Here is a 14,344-nt window from a genome sequence, read left to right on the forward strand (position 1 = left end):
CGGATGTACACCACCGAGTATGTAACCATCCCGCTGGGCGAGCTGCTCACGCGCGTGCAGACCTTCAAATACGAGGGGCTTCGCTTCGTGCAGATGGCGGCCGAGACCACCGCACAGGGTATGGACCTCTTCTACACCTTCTATGACGAGGTGAACGACAAGGCCGTCACGCTCGACATCTACGATATCGACGAGACGAGCGAGGTGCCGTCTATCCAGAACATGTACTTCACGGCGTTCAGCTACGAGAACGAGACGCACGACCTGTTCGGCGTGAAGTTCGTGAACATGAAGCTCGACTTTGGCGGGCACTTCTTCAATGTGGCGGTTGATTCGCCCATGACCGTCATCACGCCCGAGCAGAAGGCCGAGCGCGAGAAGGCGGCCAAGGTCGCTGCCGCTAAGGCAGCCAAGGCGCGTAAGGCAGCAGAGGAGAAGTCTGCGGCCGAGGCCGATGCCGCCGCCGCGGCCAAGATCGCCGCTGTGGAGGCCGGCAAGAGCGCAGCCAGCGTTGGCGACGTTGCCGACCCGGCCGCGGCTGCTGCCCCCGCGGGCCCCGCTGCCGCGGATGCGGGCGATGCGGGTGCCGATGCCCCCGCCGCCAGCGCCCCTTCGGCCGACGACCGTGCCGCCAAGATGGAGGGAAAGCTCGCGGCCATGGATCCCGAGAAGGCAGCCAAGGTGCGTGCCGCCCTTGCGGCCCGCGCTGCAAAGGAGGCGAAGTAGCGTGGCAACCCGTTCTGTCATCCCCTTCGGTCCGCAGCATCCGGTGCTGCCGGAGCCGGTGCACCTAGACCTTGTCGTTGAGGACGAGCGCGTGGTGGAGGCCATCCCGCAGATTGGCTTCGTGCACCGCGGCTTGGAGAAACTCGTGCAGAAGCGCGACTTCAACCAGTTCGTGTACGTTGCCGAGCGCGTTTGCGGCATCTGCAGCTTCGGCCATGGTTACGGCTATGCGTCGGCAACCGAGAAGCTCATGGGCATCGAGATTCCGCGCCGCGCTGAGTACCTCCGCGTGATTCTGGAGGAGCTCTCCCGCTGTCACTCGCACCTGCTGTGGCTGGGCCTTCTGGCCGACGCGTTCGGATTCGAAGCGCTCTTCAACCACTGCTGGCGCCTGCGCGAGACCGTACTCGACATCTTCCAGCGTACGTGCGGCGCGCGCATCATCCTTTCCATCACGATCGTGGGCGGCATGGCGCACGACATCAGCGACGAAGACCTCAAGTGGGTCTGCGAGCAGCTTGAGGGCCTCAAGCGCGAGTATCGCGAGATCGTGGACACTATGTTCAACGATGTGACCGTGCGCGAGCGCTTGTGCGGCGTGGGCTACATCAGCTTCGAGGACGCGCTCGAGCTCTCGATGGTCGGTCCGTTTGCCAAGGGCTCGGGCATCGAGCACGACATGCGTACCACCGGGTACGGCGCATACGGCGACCTGGAGCACTTCGAGCCCATCATCTCGACCGAGTGCGACTGCTATGCGCGCTGCAAGGTTCGCTGCGAGGAGGTCTTCCAGTCCATCGACATCATCGAGGAGCTCGTGAAGAAGATCCCGCACGACGGCATTGGCGGCAAGCCGAAGGCGAAGGTGGTTCCTGAGGGCCAGTCGCTCGTTATGATCGAGCAGCCGCGCGGCGAGGCGTTCTACTACGTGCGCGGCAACGGCACCAAGAACCTCGACCGCTTCCGCATGCGCACCCCAACCTCCCAGAACCTGGGCGGTCTTGTGCGCGCACTGCAGGGCGTGGACCTGGCCGACGTGCCTATGATTATCCTGACCATCGACCCGTGCATCAGCTGCACAGAGAGGTAGCGCAATGGGAACCTTCAAGCTGGGCAAGATGACGCTGCGCTCGCTGTTCCATAAGCCGGCGACGGTGCGCTACCCGTATGAGAAACGCGATCTTGAGACGCTGTTCCCGCATATGCGCGGCCATGTGGTGAACGATATCGACACCTGCATCCTGTGCGGCATGTGCCAGCGCGCGTGCCCGGTCGACGCGATTGTCGTGGACCGCAAGGGCGGCGACTGGACCATCGATCCGTATCGCTGCGTGCAGTGCGCGAGCTGCGTGCGCGAATGCCCCAAGGATTGCCTCTCGATGGGCATCTTGCCAACGGAGCCTACGACGGAGCTCACAACGGTGACGATGCACAAGGATATGCCCGCCAAGCCGGCTGCGAAAGCCGGTGCGACGGGCGCCGCTGGTAAGGCTGCCGGCGTTGGGGCCGCGAAGCCCAAGCGCGAGCTGACGCCCGAGCAGCAGGCGCGCGTCGAGGCTGCCCGCAAGGCTGCGGCAGCCAAAAAGGCTGCGAAGGCTGCCGAGGGCGAGGGTGCCAAGGCAGCTGGGAGCGGAGATGCCGCCAAGGCGGCTGAGGGCGCCCCTGCGGCAGATGCTGCGCCCGCCGACGACCACGCCGCCAAGATGGAGGCCAAACTCGCGGCCATGGACCCCGAGAAGGCTGCCAAGGTGCGTGCCGCCCTTGCCGCCCGCGAAGCCAAAAAGGCAGCGGAGTAACTGTATGCAGATATAGGTGCGGGTTTTTCCTGTGCAGGCGCCCCGGTGTGCGAGCCTCAACGGCTCAGCATGCCGGGGCGCTTTCGTGAAACGCAGACACCGGGTGCCTGCGTTTCAGTGCTTGTTAGGGGGCGAGCAGGCGCTTGGCGATGGAAAGGTCGCTTTCGACCTCAGGGTACTCGTCGCCGCGATGCTGGCGCGTTTCGTCGCCCTTAGCGAGGAGCAGCACTACGGCATCGCTGGTGCCAGCGCGCGCCACATCGAGGGCGTGCGCGACGGCTTCCTCGCGGTCGCAGATGACCTCATGTTCAACGCCGGCCGGGGTGTGGGCGGAGAGCTCCGCACAGATATCCTCGACGCGCTCGTGCGCCGGATCCTCTTCCGTATAGATGATGAGGTCCGCATATTTGCCGGCAACGCGCGGCAGCGCCTCGCGCCGCTCCTGGGCCTTGCCGCCCGGCGCGCCAAAGAGCGCGATGATGCGCCTGCCTGGGTATTCGCGCTTGATCGACGAGAACAGCGTTTCGAACGAAAGCTCGTTATGGGCATAGTCGACGATGGCGATAACATGCTGGTCGGGAGTCGCCACGATTTCCATGCGGCCGGGCACGCGTACATGAGCAAGGCCGCGCGAGATGGCGTCGTAGCCAACCCCGAGCAAGCGCGCGCACGCTATGGCGGCGAGTGCGTTGTCTACGTTAAAGAGGCCCGCCATGCCGAGCGCGATGGCGTGCGTTTGGGGGTGCGCAGGATCGAGGCGGTCGACAACCTCGAAGGTGAGTTCTAGGCCAGTAGACTGTGCGTTCAAGGCGGCAAAGGTGGCGTCGTCGGTACCTTGTGCGCTGGTTGTAACGAGGCGCCGCGCCTTTTTGGCAGCCGAAAGCACGCGAGCGGCGTGCTCGGCGTCGATGTTTACCACGGCGGTCTTGCACTGGTCGAAAATGCGCAGCTTGCTGGCGAAATAATCCTCAAAGGTGGGGTGCTCGACGCCTGAGATATGGTCGCGCCCGATGTTGAGAAAGACGCCAATGGAAAGCGGCACGCCGAGTACGCGGTCGTACTTCAGCCCTTGGCTCGAGACCTCCATGACCATGTGATGCCGGCCGGATTTCACGGAGTTCCACAGATGCCGCCAAAGTTCGGGGGCCTCGGGCGTGGTGTTGTGGCTCTCGTAGTGCTCGATGCCGTCGTCGGTTTCGATGGAACCAAGTACCGATGGAGTCTCGCCGGCGGCGAGCAGGATAGAGCGAAGCATATATGCGACGGTCGATTTGCCCTTGGTTCCCGTGATGCCCACGATGTCGAGCGCTTGCTCGGGATGCTGGTAGACGACGGGTGCAACGAGGGCCATCGCCCGGCGAACGTCGGACGCGACGATATGCGGTGCTCCAGGGGCCACCAGTTCGAGCTGTTCAAGGAGCGCGGCATCGTTGGAGCACAGGTAGGCGCAGGCGCCGCGTTCGATCGCGCTAGCGAGAAAAGCGGGGCGAAACGCTGCACCCTTACATACGAAGAGGTTTCCGGGTTGAACTTCCCGAGAGTCGACCGTCATGCCGCGCACGGCCGCCTGTTCCGTGGCGCCACGAGCAGCAAGTCGCGCATCGACGCCGCCCGCCCTGATTGCTACGATAAGGTCGTCGAGGGAGATGGATGCGAGCTCTGTGCGAGCCGGGTGCGAATCGGTGTGTGATGCGGCCATGGGTGCCTCCTCTGGCAACGAGCTTACCGCAGCATTACGCAAGCAAAACAGGGAAATCAAACCATCTCATTATACTTAAGGCTTTCTCGCATGCGTGCGGGCGTGCCATCAGCGTGCAGTGGCGTGCGGGAGTGCAACGGCGTGCAGGCGTGCGCCGGGCGCACGGCACGGGGCGCGCGCTTGGCGCGCATGCGTGGGCGAAAGGATGGCATGGCAGGAACGGCGCCGAACAATCCGTCTGAAAGCACGCCCCGCTTTCAGGACCTTGTGCTTCGCGGTGCGCGTAACGTGCGCGACCTAGGAGGATATCCCTTCATGGCCGAGGGCGGGCAAACCGGGACCACGGCGCACGGGGCATTCCTGCGGGGAGACGCACTCGGCGGCCTGCGCAGTCAGGACTTTGCGAGGCTCGACCGGTATGGCTTGCGCCGGGTCATCGACGTTCGCAGCTCATTCGAGGTGCGCCATTGGCCAGACCCGTACGCCCCGGGCAGGCGCGGCGCGCGGCAAAACGTCGAGTACATCCACATCCCCATGCTCGATCAGCTCAATTCGAGCGGGCTGCGCGGCCAGGTTCCTCGCCGCATGTCGGATGTGTATCTCCAGCTGCTCGATAACGATGCGGAGAGCTTCCGTCTTGTGATGGAGGCGCTGGATGGCCCGGGCTGTGCGCTGTTCCATTGCCGTGCGGGCAAGGACCGGACAGGCGTGATTGCGATGCTGCTGCTTGGTCTTGCTGGGGTAGACGATGCCCAGATCGTCGCGGACTACGCTGCGACGGGGGAGTACATGTCGTTTTCCATGCATGCGCAGCGAGTGTTCGTTGCGGTGGTGTTGAGGCGCCGCGTGCCGCGTAGCCTCTTCGTGGCGCAGCCGGCAGAGATGGAGCGCGCGCTCAGCCATCTTCACGAGCGCTACGGTACGGCGCGCGCCTACCTGCAGGACTACGCCGGGTGCAAGCCGGCGCTTCTCGATCGCCTGGCCGCCCGCCTGCGGGGCGGCAATGAGGTTCTGGCTGCAGCGCGGTAGCGGACGGGTGGCAGACGATAGAGGGCTGGCAGCCAGGCGATAGCGGAGGAACGGCAATCGACGGCGGCTGGTAGCGGTGCCTGCCGCACGCTACGTTATATGATTGCAGCTTTTGGGCGCTTCAGCAGGCAGATTCTAAGTAGACCAAAAAACGGCAGGCCTTTTACCTGAGCTTTTGCCGTGCGCCATCCGTTTATATCTGACGGCGCACGGCTGGAGTGCCCAAAAGTTGAAAGTTATTTGATTTTCGTCGTTCCCGGTGCGAGGTTGGGGTTGGTTTCGTTCGCCGCGCCCTGGAGCGTCTTGGTGAAGACGCTGTCCCCGTGGTCGAAGAGTTTCAAGTACTGCATCTTCGCAAGGTCTTCGCGCGCCTTGCTGGCGGCAGCAAGCGCATCGGAAAGGGAGCCTCCGCCGCCGCTCGTGTCGGTGCCCGTGAGATACCATGAGCCATTGCTGTCCTGGTAGCCGATGATATTGATCGCGGGCATGCTCTCGCGCAGCGAGAGCTGAGCCTTCTGGTAGTCGCTCAGCGGGGCGCCGATGAGGTTCATGACCTCGGCTCCGAGGAAGTTGGTCGAGATATCCTCGGTGCTGCTCGTCTGCTCGCGGCCCGCGACGTCGTAGTTCGCCCAGATTACATAGCTCGTGTGATACAGGCGCTCGCTGTGAGTTGCCTCATCTTCGTTCTGGTACCACGCATCGTTGAAGTCCGAGGGGAAGAACGGCTGGTGGTCGCCGAAGAACACCACGACAACCGGACGGTCGAGATTCTGCAGCTTGCCGATGAACTCCTCGAGCGCCTGGTCGGACTGCTCGATGAGCGCGAGATACTCGTTGACCTCGGGATCATAGGTGCCGTCGATGAGGTAGTTCGTCTGGATGTTGCTCGGCAGGAGCCCGGTGTCGTAGCCGGAGTGGTTCTGCATCGTCACATCGAAGATGAACTGCGGGCTATCGTCGGTCTGCAGCATCTCGATGATTTTGTCGTAGGTGGCGGCGTCGGTCACCATGCCGCGCAGGGTGTCGGCGTCCTGGAAATCCTCGATAGCAAGGAACTGGTCGAACCCGAAGTCGTTGTAGACGTTCTCGCGGTTCCAGTTGGTGGCGTGGTTGGGGTGCATGGCCGTGGTCTTGTAGCCAAGGTCGCTGAACTGCTGCGCCAGGTTCTCAGCGTGCGTGAGGTTGTAGATCGTGTACGGGTAGACGCCCTGCCCAAGGTATGCCATGGAGTTGCCCGTGAGGAACTCGAACTCGGTGTTGCAGGTGCCGCCGCCGTACGCCGAGACGTACAGGTCGCCGCGTTGCACGGCGTCATCGATGCTCTTGAAGTACGTGGGTCCCTCGTAGCCTGCGTGGAGGTTCTGGTATACGGAGAGGTCAGAGAACGTCTCGTTCATGATTACGACGACCGCGGGCTTCTCCTCGCTGAACTGCTGCGAGGCGGCCGTGCGCTCGGCGCTCGATCCCTCGCCGGCATCGTACTTCGCGGCGTACTCGTCGATGAGATCTTGGGCAAGCTCGGCGGTGTAGCCGTCGGGCTTACGGGGCTGGATGGTCTGCGCGCTCGAAACGAACGATGGGATGAAGCCCTGGCGGTAATAGCTCTCGAGCGGGCGCCAGGTATACACCTGAATGCGCAGGACATTGTAATAGTCGATAAGGGTTACGTGCCCGATCACGCCACCGAGGCACAGCACGCCAATGAGCAGGTTGAGCAGGAACTTCTTGCGCGACCGATGCTCGCGGTCCGGGCGAAGCACCGCGGCGTAGCTTGAGACGATCATGGCAAGCGCGAAAAAGACGATGCCGTACAGGCAGTACGACGAGAGCTCGAACACGTAGCCGGCGCCAACGGCCGCGGCAGTCGCGATGGCGGTGAGATCGCCGGGCTGGATGGGCTGCGACTTGAAGAGGATGACGAAGTACTCAGCGATGCCGATCGCGAAGAACACGAAGGCGGCGATGGCGGGTGCGGCGCCACGCCGCTGGAACAGGTAGAACACGCCTGCGACGATAGCCGTGACGAGCGCGACCTCGAGCAGCAGACAGAGCGGGTACATCCAGAAGATGTCATGGTTGCTGGGGATCTCGAGCGCGAGGGTGGAGAAGATGCCCGCAACGACCATGGCGAGCGCCGTGGCGATTTGCGGGTGCGCCCAGCGACCCTCGGGGGAGAGGAACGCGACGACCTGCTTACCCAGTCGCGGCCGAGCCACCGAGAGGTACACGCACCCGGTGAGCACGATGTTCATGATGATCGGGGCGATCGGCTCGTTTTGCACGAGTCCCAGGGCGCTCCAAACGGCGATGAAGACCTGGATGGCGAAAAACGCGATCGCCCAAGCGATGCTGCTGCGCTGTAGGGGCATGCGCTCGCTCGAGGCGGCTTTTGCTTGCTTGAACTCGCGTACTCCAAGCACGATGCTCGCGATGGCGGCGATGCACGTTATAATGGCGACGAGCATGAATGGCTCCTTTTGGTGGCGGGCGAGACCTTATAAAAAGCTAACGCGCCCTTCATCGAATCTTTGCGACAACAAGTGTCCATAGTACCCCGCGATTGTCGAGATTCTATCGACAAACAGGGGCTTTGCAATAATTAAGCTGTTTCTTAAGCGGCGCGTCGCCGAAGCAGCGCGATGCATGCGCCGTGCCGGCCGCCCCGTGTTGGACGGAGGGCCCGACCGGGCACGGCTGCGAGCGCGCGGTTGCAGCCGTGCGCGGTTGCGGCAGCGTGCAGTTGCAGCCGCACCGCCACGGTAGCGTGCGATAGCGGGCGCGCGGTTGCGGCCACGTCGACGGCAGCACACGACAAGCGAGGGGATGGAGCGTTATGGAGAGACGAGCAGAAACCCAGGGTGCTTTCGAGCGCGGGGAAGAGCCGAGCGAAGGAAGCGTACGGCCAGCGGAGGCGCGCGCGTGGAAGCGCGATGTGCTCGAGGTCATCGAGGCGCGTTCCTCCACGCGAAAGTTCGCGCAGGACCCGGTGACAGACGAGCAGCGCTCCGCGGTCTTGCATGCGGCTACGCGCGCACCGTCTGCGGGCGCGATGATGATGTACTCGATCATCGATATCCGCAACCAGGAAACGCTGGATCAACTGGCGGTGCTCTGCGACGACCAGCCGTTCATAGCAACGGCGCCTTGGGCGCTCGTCTTTGTGGTCGACTATGCAAAATGGATCGACCTGTTTGAGCATGCGGGGTGTTTTGAGCCATCGTTTGTCGAGCAAACGGGAAAGAGCCCGCGGCGTGCTCCCGGCATGGGGGAGTTCGCCATCGCTGCGCAGGATGCGGTCATCGCGGCCCAAACAGCGGTCATCGCTGCCGAGGCGGTGGGGCTGGGGAGCTGCTACATAGGAGATGTGGTGGAAAACGCCGAGGCCGTCGGCCGTTTGCTGGACCTGCCTCCCTATACCCTTCCCCTGTCGATGCTCGTATTGGGCGTTCCGGCAAAGGAGCGCCCAGCGACGCCGCACCCCGTTGAGAACATCGTCATGGCCGAGCGCTATCGCAGAGCCGATGCCGCGACCATGGATAAGCAGGTCGCCGAGATGGATGCGATGTTCCGGCCCCATGCGCGGGAGGCGGGGGAGCGCGTCCGCGACATCTATACGCGAAAGCACACGAGCCCCTTCATGGCGGAAATGGGGCGCAGCATGGGCCGGTGGTTTAAGAACTGGACCGGCGAGGATCCGTTGCAAGGCTAGGGACGCTTGGCGAGTCGGTGGGGGCCACCGCAAGCTGGAGCTGCGGGATGGCGGACTCGAAACCCGCGCAGGCGCTTTACATCAAGCCCCTCGCCGGCCTCGGAACCCGTGCAAACGCTTCGCATCTAGCCGCTTGGTGGCCTCATCGTGCGCCATGGCCGACTTTGTTTCAACTTTTGGGCACTCCAAGCCGGGAAGGCAAAGTAGAGCAAAGAATCGCACTTCTTCTACCTGCGCTTCTGGTAGGAGAACGTGCGTCTCTACTTTCCGGGTAGGGGCTCAACTGCCCAAAAGTTGAATTATGCACGGGGCGGGCCTTCGAGAGGAGGCTAAACGGGGACGAATCTCGTGCAGAGGCCCTTCTGAGCAAGCGAAAAGCTGTACGGAATTCATGCAAAACGGGGCCCGCAGGAAGAAGTCCTCCCTGCGGGCCCCGTGGCATAGGCGCGTTCCCATACAGCCGCCGCTGACGCTTCCTACGGCCTGTCGTCCGGGGCGATGCGCACGAGCTTCTCGGCGCTCTTGAACTTGGTGAAGAGCGGCACGTACTCAACGAACACACTCGAGTTCTCGAGGCCATACCACTGCGCAGGCGATCCAGCAAAGCTGCGGATGGCGTACTTGAGGCCAATGGCCGTGCGCTCGCGGCTCACGACGTCGCTCTCGGGTGCCAAAGTCTTCCGAATCATGCAGAACTGGAAGGAGCCGATGGGGCTCGGGCGCTTGTAAACCGAGTAGTCGCGCGTCTGCGGCGGAAGTTCGCCGGTGGCCGAGAGGTCCTGCACGATCTGGCGCAGGTACGCGTTGATGCGCTGGTTGACCTTGTATCCCAAGAACAGATGCACGCGGAACACGTAATCGGTGCCAAAGTCCTCGATTGAGTACGCGCAGGTGTGCGGGTCGTCCATGACCTCGACGTTGATGAACCACCAGGCACGCGCGCGCTTGGGGTGCTTGTCGAGGATGGAATAGAGGATGTCGCGGTCGAGATAGTCCGTGTTGGTGCCATTGGTGAGATAGACCAGGTTATCGCACAAGCGGTCGTAGGTGGTGTCGTCACGCAAGCGCGCCAGCTGGTCGAGGTACTTGCGCACCGGAAGCAGCGTGGCCTGCCGGCGCTCCACAGCCGTGCCCGCATACCAGCAAAGCATGACGCTCATGATGAGCGCTGCAAGCAAGATGGTGAAGTAGCCGCCGTGGAAGAACTTGGTGAGCGAAGAGCCGAAGAAGAAGCCCTCGAGCATCACGAAGAACGCAAGGAAGATGAACGGGAAGAGCTTCACCTTGCGTACGCGGTGCAGGTAGATGAAAAGCAGCACCGTCGTGCAAAGCATCGTGATGGTGATGGCCAGGCCGTATGCTGCCTCCATGTGCGCAGAGCTCTGGAACAGCAGCACCACGATGATGCAGCCCGCCCACATGACCTTGTTGACCAGCGGAATATAGAGCTGACCCTTGGTCTCGGACGGATAGAACACCTGCAGGTGCGGCATGAGGTCCAAGCGGCTCGCCTCGGAAACGAGCGAGAACGCGCCGGTGATGAGCGCCTGGGAGGCGATGATGGCCGCGAGCACGGAGAAGACCACGCCGAACGGACGCACCACGCCGGGGAGCATCTGGAAGAAGGGGTTGAGGTCCTCGATGGCGGCGAGTTCCGGGTTGCCGGCATTAGCGAGCAGCCAGGCGCCCTGGCCGAGGTAGCTCAGGATGAGGCATGCCTTCACGAAGGGCCAGGTTGCATAAATGTTGCCCTTGCCCACGTGGCCCATGTCCGAGTAGAGCGCCTCGGCGCCGGTGGTAGCGAGGAAGCAGCTGCCCAAGATCATGATGCCGGCGTGGTTGTTGGGGCTGAACAGGAACTGCAGGCCGTACACCGGGTTGATGGCGAGCAGGATCTTGGGGTTCGTGAAGGTAAAGAGCAGGCCGGTGATTCCCAGGAAGAGGAACCAGCCGAGCATGACCGGGCCGAACGCGCGGCCGATCTTGCTCGTTCCGGCGCGCTGCACCACGAAGAGGATGCACACGATGATGAGGGTGATCACCACCACGTTCATCTGGTTGTCGCCGATGATCGCATGGGTCTCGGGGATGGTGCGCAGGCCCTCCACGCCGGTGGTGATCGTCACGGCGGGTGTGAGCACGCCATCGGCCAGCAGCGCGGAGCCGCCGAGCATGGCGGGGATGATGAGCCACTTGCCGTAGCGCCTCACGATGCTGTAGAGCGCGAAGATGCCGCCTTCGCCGTAGTTATCGGCCTTGAGCGAGATGAGGACGTATTTCACCGTGGTGAGCAGCGTTACCGTCCAGATCACGAGCGAGAGTGCGCCGAGCACGAATTCCTCGGTGACGCTCATGATGCCGCCGTTGCCGGCGAGCAGCGCCTTGGTGACGTACATCGGCGACGTTCCGATGTCGCCGTACACGACGCCGATGGTCACGAGCATCGCGGCGAGGCTCACCGGAATGACATGAGTCTGCGGGTGAGAAGCGCCCTTGATGGTCTTGGGCGGGCGAACGGGCTTGCGCTTGCGGCTCGATGCCGCCGCGCGCTTGCGCCCGCGCTTGTTCCCCTTGCCGGATGAAAGATTCGGTTTGATCGATAGGGACGAAGTCGAATCGGGTGGCGCGGCCACCCCGTCGGTTTCTTCCGAGGCCTCGTCAAGCTCTCGGTTCTTGTCTTCAGAAGACATTGCATAACTCCTTGAGAAGCATGGCACGTCGACGCGAATCTGCGCCGTGGCACGTCATTATAGCGATAGCGCCTGCAATGTGCTATAGGTCGCGTTTTGCCGCGGGGGCGGGCCGCTCGGCGTGTTCGGAGCCGTTCCACGGGGCCGCCCCCGCGCGCTGAAGCCGGCGGGCTAGAGCCTCCGGACGAGGTAGCAATGGTGGATGCGCTTGTTGCGCTGGAAATCTTCGGGAATGGTGCGCTCGGTGATGTCTTCGAGGCCTATGCCCGCGGCCCTGAGCGCCTCAACGTCCGGTTTAAAGCTGCGCAGGTTGCACGAGAAGATGGCCACGCCGCCCTGTTCGAGCAGGCCTACAACGCCTTTCAGCAGCTCAACGTGGTCGCGCTGCACGTCCCACGTGCGCTCGCCCATGCGCGAGGAGTTCGAGAAGGTGGGCGGGTCGCAGAAGATGAGGTCCCAGCGGTTGCGTCCGCGAACCTGCTGCTCAACCCACGCGAGCACGTCGTCTCGAACGAAGTGGTGCGCGCTGCCGATGAAGCCGTTGAGCGCCATGTTTCGCTCGGCCCAATCGAGATAGGTGTTGGAGAGGTCTACGGTTACGGTTTCCTCAACACCCGCATCTGCGGCGTAGCAGGTCGCCGTGCCCGTATAGGCAAAGAGGTTGAGGAACGTGCGAGCTTGCCGTGCATGCTCGCGCACGAGGCCGCGCGTGATGCGGTGGTCCAGGAAGATACCGGTATCGAGGTAGTCGTTGAAGTTGACCGTAAAGGAGAGGCCGCCCTCGCGGATGAGGACATCGCCCAGCGGCGAGGTGGCATCTGCCCGCGGGCTTCCTCCGTGGCGCACGCTCGCGCCCTGCTTGCCGTACTGCGAGCCTCCGCGCGAGCGCTGCCGCGTCTTGGCGTGGACGTGCTCGGGCGGAACGCCGAGCACGCGCGGAGCGATGGCGAGGATGTCGAGCGTGCGGTCGCGGGCCAGCTCGGGGTCGACCGTCTTAGGCGCCGCGTACTCCGCGACGACGATCCAGCGTTCCGTTGCGGGCTCGGCGGCGTGGCCGTGTGCGGCATCGAGCTTGTTGCGGTCGCCGTCGTGCCCATTCGCCTTGCCGAGCCTGTTGCGGCCGCCGCCGGCCAGACCTCGATCTCTTTGACCGTGGTCTGCCTCCACGGGCGTTCCCTCATAAAAGTCAATGGCAGCGGAATAGTCGGGAAGATCGGCGTCGTAAACGCGGTAGCAGGTGATGCCTTCGCGCCTTGCCCACTTGCGGCGCTGGCGCGCGACCTTGATGAGGCGGCGTGCGAACTGCTCGGACTCGGGAACGAGGAGGGGAATGGGCTTGCCGTCGCCGACGTCGACCGTGGCGCGAGCGGCGCGAGAGGGCTTCTGGTCGGCGGTGCGGTTGCCGCCGGCACCTTTGCCGGAATGGGGCTCGCCCGCCCCCGCACCGGGGTATGGCGTGCCAGCCGCCTCGGCCGAAGCGGATGCAAGGCAAACGAGCTGCAGCTCATCGCTTCCGAGCAAGAGATTGCTGGTAGAGCTTGGCGCGCGCCCGGGGATGCGGAGCCCGCCATGGGGGCGCGAGAGCCAGGCGATGGGCATGGATGCGCATGGGGCGAGGGCGGTTGCATCTGTGGCAAGGCGAAGCGCGGATGGGATCACGTCCGGTGCCATGACCGAGGTATCCGCCACGATGACGCCTGCCGGCACATTTCGTCCGAGCGCCCTGCGCAGCGCGTCTGCCTTAGGATCGATGATGTCCACCGCGCATGCAATGCGGCCTGCCGCGACGACGCGCTTGGATGCTTCGACCGCGCGCTCATCGGGGTCGGTTGCGATGATGCGCCCGGGCCGCCGGTTCGCTGCCTGCTCGCGCTCGCGGGCCTCGGCGAGAAGCTCGCGCCATACGGTGCGGTCATGGCCGGCCCATCCCTGGAAACCCCAGCGCGTGCGCGTGGCGCCGGGTGCCCGATCGGTCAGCCAGGTTGCTGCTTCCAGAAGAACGCCGCCATCGGCACAGGCAAGGTCCACGAGCACGGGAGGCTCGGTGCCCGCATCGCGGGCGCTTTGGCAGAGTTCGGGGAAGCCCGCCTCGGCCAGCACCAGCGCAGCGTAGTCGGGGCGCAGGATGTCGACACCTTGGGGCGCGCGAGCCAGCACGGTGCGTGACAAACGCTTGAAGAGCGGCTCTCCACTCAAATCGAGGCTCATGCTCGCTCGGTCGCCACGAATCGTGAGCACGATGCGGGCATCAGGGGCGTGCGTATCGACCGCCGGGCGCGCGCCCGTCTCGTCTACCATGCGGTCGACGATGCCATCCTTGGCTTTCTGCATGCTGAACCGCGAGTTTCGAAGCTCGGGATTGGTGCCATGGGCAGAAACGGCGATGCTCGCGCCCGGACGGATGATTTCGTGCCAGGGGAGGTCGTACGTTCCTTGGTACAGGTCGTTGGGCGTGGCGCATGCGAAGCGCCCGAGTACGAGCAGCACGCGGCTGGCAAGGTGCGACCACAGGCAGACGCGATAGGCGTCGCGCACCGAGCCCTCGAACGAGACGCGTCCCTTAAGGGGGCGCGGGCGCCGTATGCCCAAGGCGCGCAGCTCGCGTGCGAGCGCTTGCTCGAAGGCAGCCGGGCAGCTTGCGTAGAATTCCATGGTGCGTCCTCTCCAGCGTGGGTGCGCCCATTATACGAGAAGG

At 63.8% G+C, this 14,344-nt stretch carries 9 protein-coding genes; 5 read left to right on the forward strand and 4 right to left on the reverse strand.

The window, feature by feature from the left end:
* The first annotated feature begins 3 nt into the window (after positions 1 to 3).
* Genes GJE22_RS10000 through GJE22_RS00485 form a run of 3 tightly spaced genes read left to right on the forward strand, consistent with a single transcriptional unit; the run spans position 4 to position 2,522 of the window.
* Complete coding sequence (locus GJE22_RS10000) at positions 4 to 726, forward strand: NADH-quinone oxidoreductase subunit C (RefSeq protein WP_144687474.1); 723 nt, start codon at positions 4 to 6, stop codon at positions 724 to 726.
* A gap of 1 nt (position 727) precedes the next feature.
* The gene (locus GJE22_RS00480; protein ID WP_019127443.1) at positions 728 to 1,816 is read left to right on the forward strand and encodes a hydrogenase large subunit; all 1,089 of its coding nucleotides are present in this window, start codon (positions 728 to 730) and stop codon (positions 1,814 to 1,816) included.
* A 4-nt stretch (positions 1,817 to 1,820) separates the two neighbouring features.
* Positions 1,821 to 2,522 (forward strand): 4Fe-4S binding protein, encoded by a 702-nt coding sequence (locus tag GJE22_RS00485; RefSeq protein ID WP_144687472.1) that lies wholly within the window; start codon positions 1,821 to 1,823, stop codon positions 2,520 to 2,522.
* Positions 2,523 to 2,646: 124 nt separating this feature from the next.
* On the opposite strand, the gene GJE22_RS00490 is transcribed toward GJE22_RS00485, so the two are convergent.
* Positions 2,647 to 4,221, reverse strand: a complete 1,575-nt coding sequence (locus GJE22_RS00490) for a Mur ligase family protein (RefSeq protein WP_144687470.1) — start codon at positions 4,219 to 4,221, stop codon at positions 2,647 to 2,649.
* Positions 4,222 to 4,431: 210 nt separating this feature from the next.
* On the opposite strand from GJE22_RS00490, the gene GJE22_RS00495 reads away from it, so the two are divergent.
* On the forward strand, positions 4,432 to 5,250 hold the full coding sequence (locus GJE22_RS00495) for a tyrosine-protein phosphatase (RefSeq protein ID WP_144687468.1): 819 nt from the start codon (positions 4,432 to 4,434) through the stop codon (positions 5,248 to 5,250).
* Between the two features lie 236 nt (positions 5,251 to 5,486).
* Here the strand turns inward: GJE22_RS00495 and GJE22_RS00500 are convergent, their stop codons facing one another.
* Positions 5,487 to 7,715, reverse strand: coding sequence for an LTA synthase family protein (locus GJE22_RS00500; protein ID WP_144687466.1), 2,229 nt, complete (start codon positions 7,713 to 7,715; stop codon positions 5,487 to 5,489).
* 368 nt (positions 7,716 to 8,083) lie between these two features.
* Here GJE22_RS00500 and GJE22_RS00505 point away from each other — a divergent pair, with 368 nt between their 5' ends.
* A complete protein-coding gene (locus tag GJE22_RS00505; protein WP_144687464.1) occupies positions 8,084 to 8,959 on the forward strand; it encodes a nitroreductase family protein in 876 nt (291 codons plus the stop codon).
* Positions 8,960 to 9,435: 476 nt separating this feature from the next.
* Here the strand turns inward: GJE22_RS00505 and GJE22_RS00510 are convergent, their stop codons facing one another.
* Complete coding sequence (locus tag GJE22_RS00510; RefSeq protein ID WP_144687462.1) at positions 9,436 to 11,649, reverse strand: KUP/HAK/KT family potassium transporter; 2,214 nt, start codon at positions 11,647 to 11,649, stop codon at positions 9,436 to 9,438.
* Between the two features lie 171 nt (positions 11,650 to 11,820).
* On the reverse strand, positions 11,821 to 14,301 hold the full coding sequence (locus tag GJE22_RS00515) for a class I SAM-dependent methyltransferase (protein ID WP_144687460.1): 2,481 nt from the start codon (positions 14,299 to 14,301) through the stop codon (positions 11,821 to 11,823).
* Positions 14,302 to 14,344 lie beyond the last annotated feature (43 nt).

Source organism: Enorma shizhengliae (genome assembly GCF_009676995.1).
Lineage (GTDB): Bacteria > Actinomycetota > Coriobacteriia > Coriobacteriales > Coriobacteriaceae > Enorma > Enorma massiliensis.

Coding starts and splice junctions, on each gene's coding strand:
- GJE22_RS10000 (WP_144687474.1), top strand. CDS start 4: ATGTACACCACCGAGTATGTAACCATCCCGCTGGGCGAGCTGCTCACG.
- GJE22_RS00485 (WP_144687472.1), top strand. CDS start 1,821: ATGGGAACCTTCAAGCTGGGCAAGATGACGCTGCGCTCGCTGTTCCAT.
- GJE22_RS00490 (WP_144687470.1), bottom strand. CDS start 4,221: ATGGCCGCATCACACACCGATTCGCACCCGGCTCGCACAGAGCTCGCA.
- GJE22_RS00495 (WP_144687468.1), top strand. CDS start 4,432: ATGGCAGGAACGGCGCCGAACAATCCGTCTGAAAGCACGCCCCGCTTT.
- GJE22_RS00500 (WP_144687466.1), bottom strand. CDS start 7,715: ATGCTCGTCGCCATTATAACGTGCATCGCCGCCATCGCGAGCATCGTG.
- GJE22_RS00505 (WP_144687464.1), top strand. CDS start 8,084: ATGGAGAGACGAGCAGAAACCCAGGGTGCTTTCGAGCGCGGGGAAGAG.
- GJE22_RS00510 (WP_144687462.1), bottom strand. CDS start 11,649: ATGTCTTCTGAAGACAAGAACCGAGAGCTTGACGAGGCCTCGGAAGAA.
- GJE22_RS00515 (WP_144687460.1), bottom strand. CDS start 14,301: ATGGAATTCTACGCAAGCTGCCCGGCTGCCTTCGAGCAAGCGCTCGCA.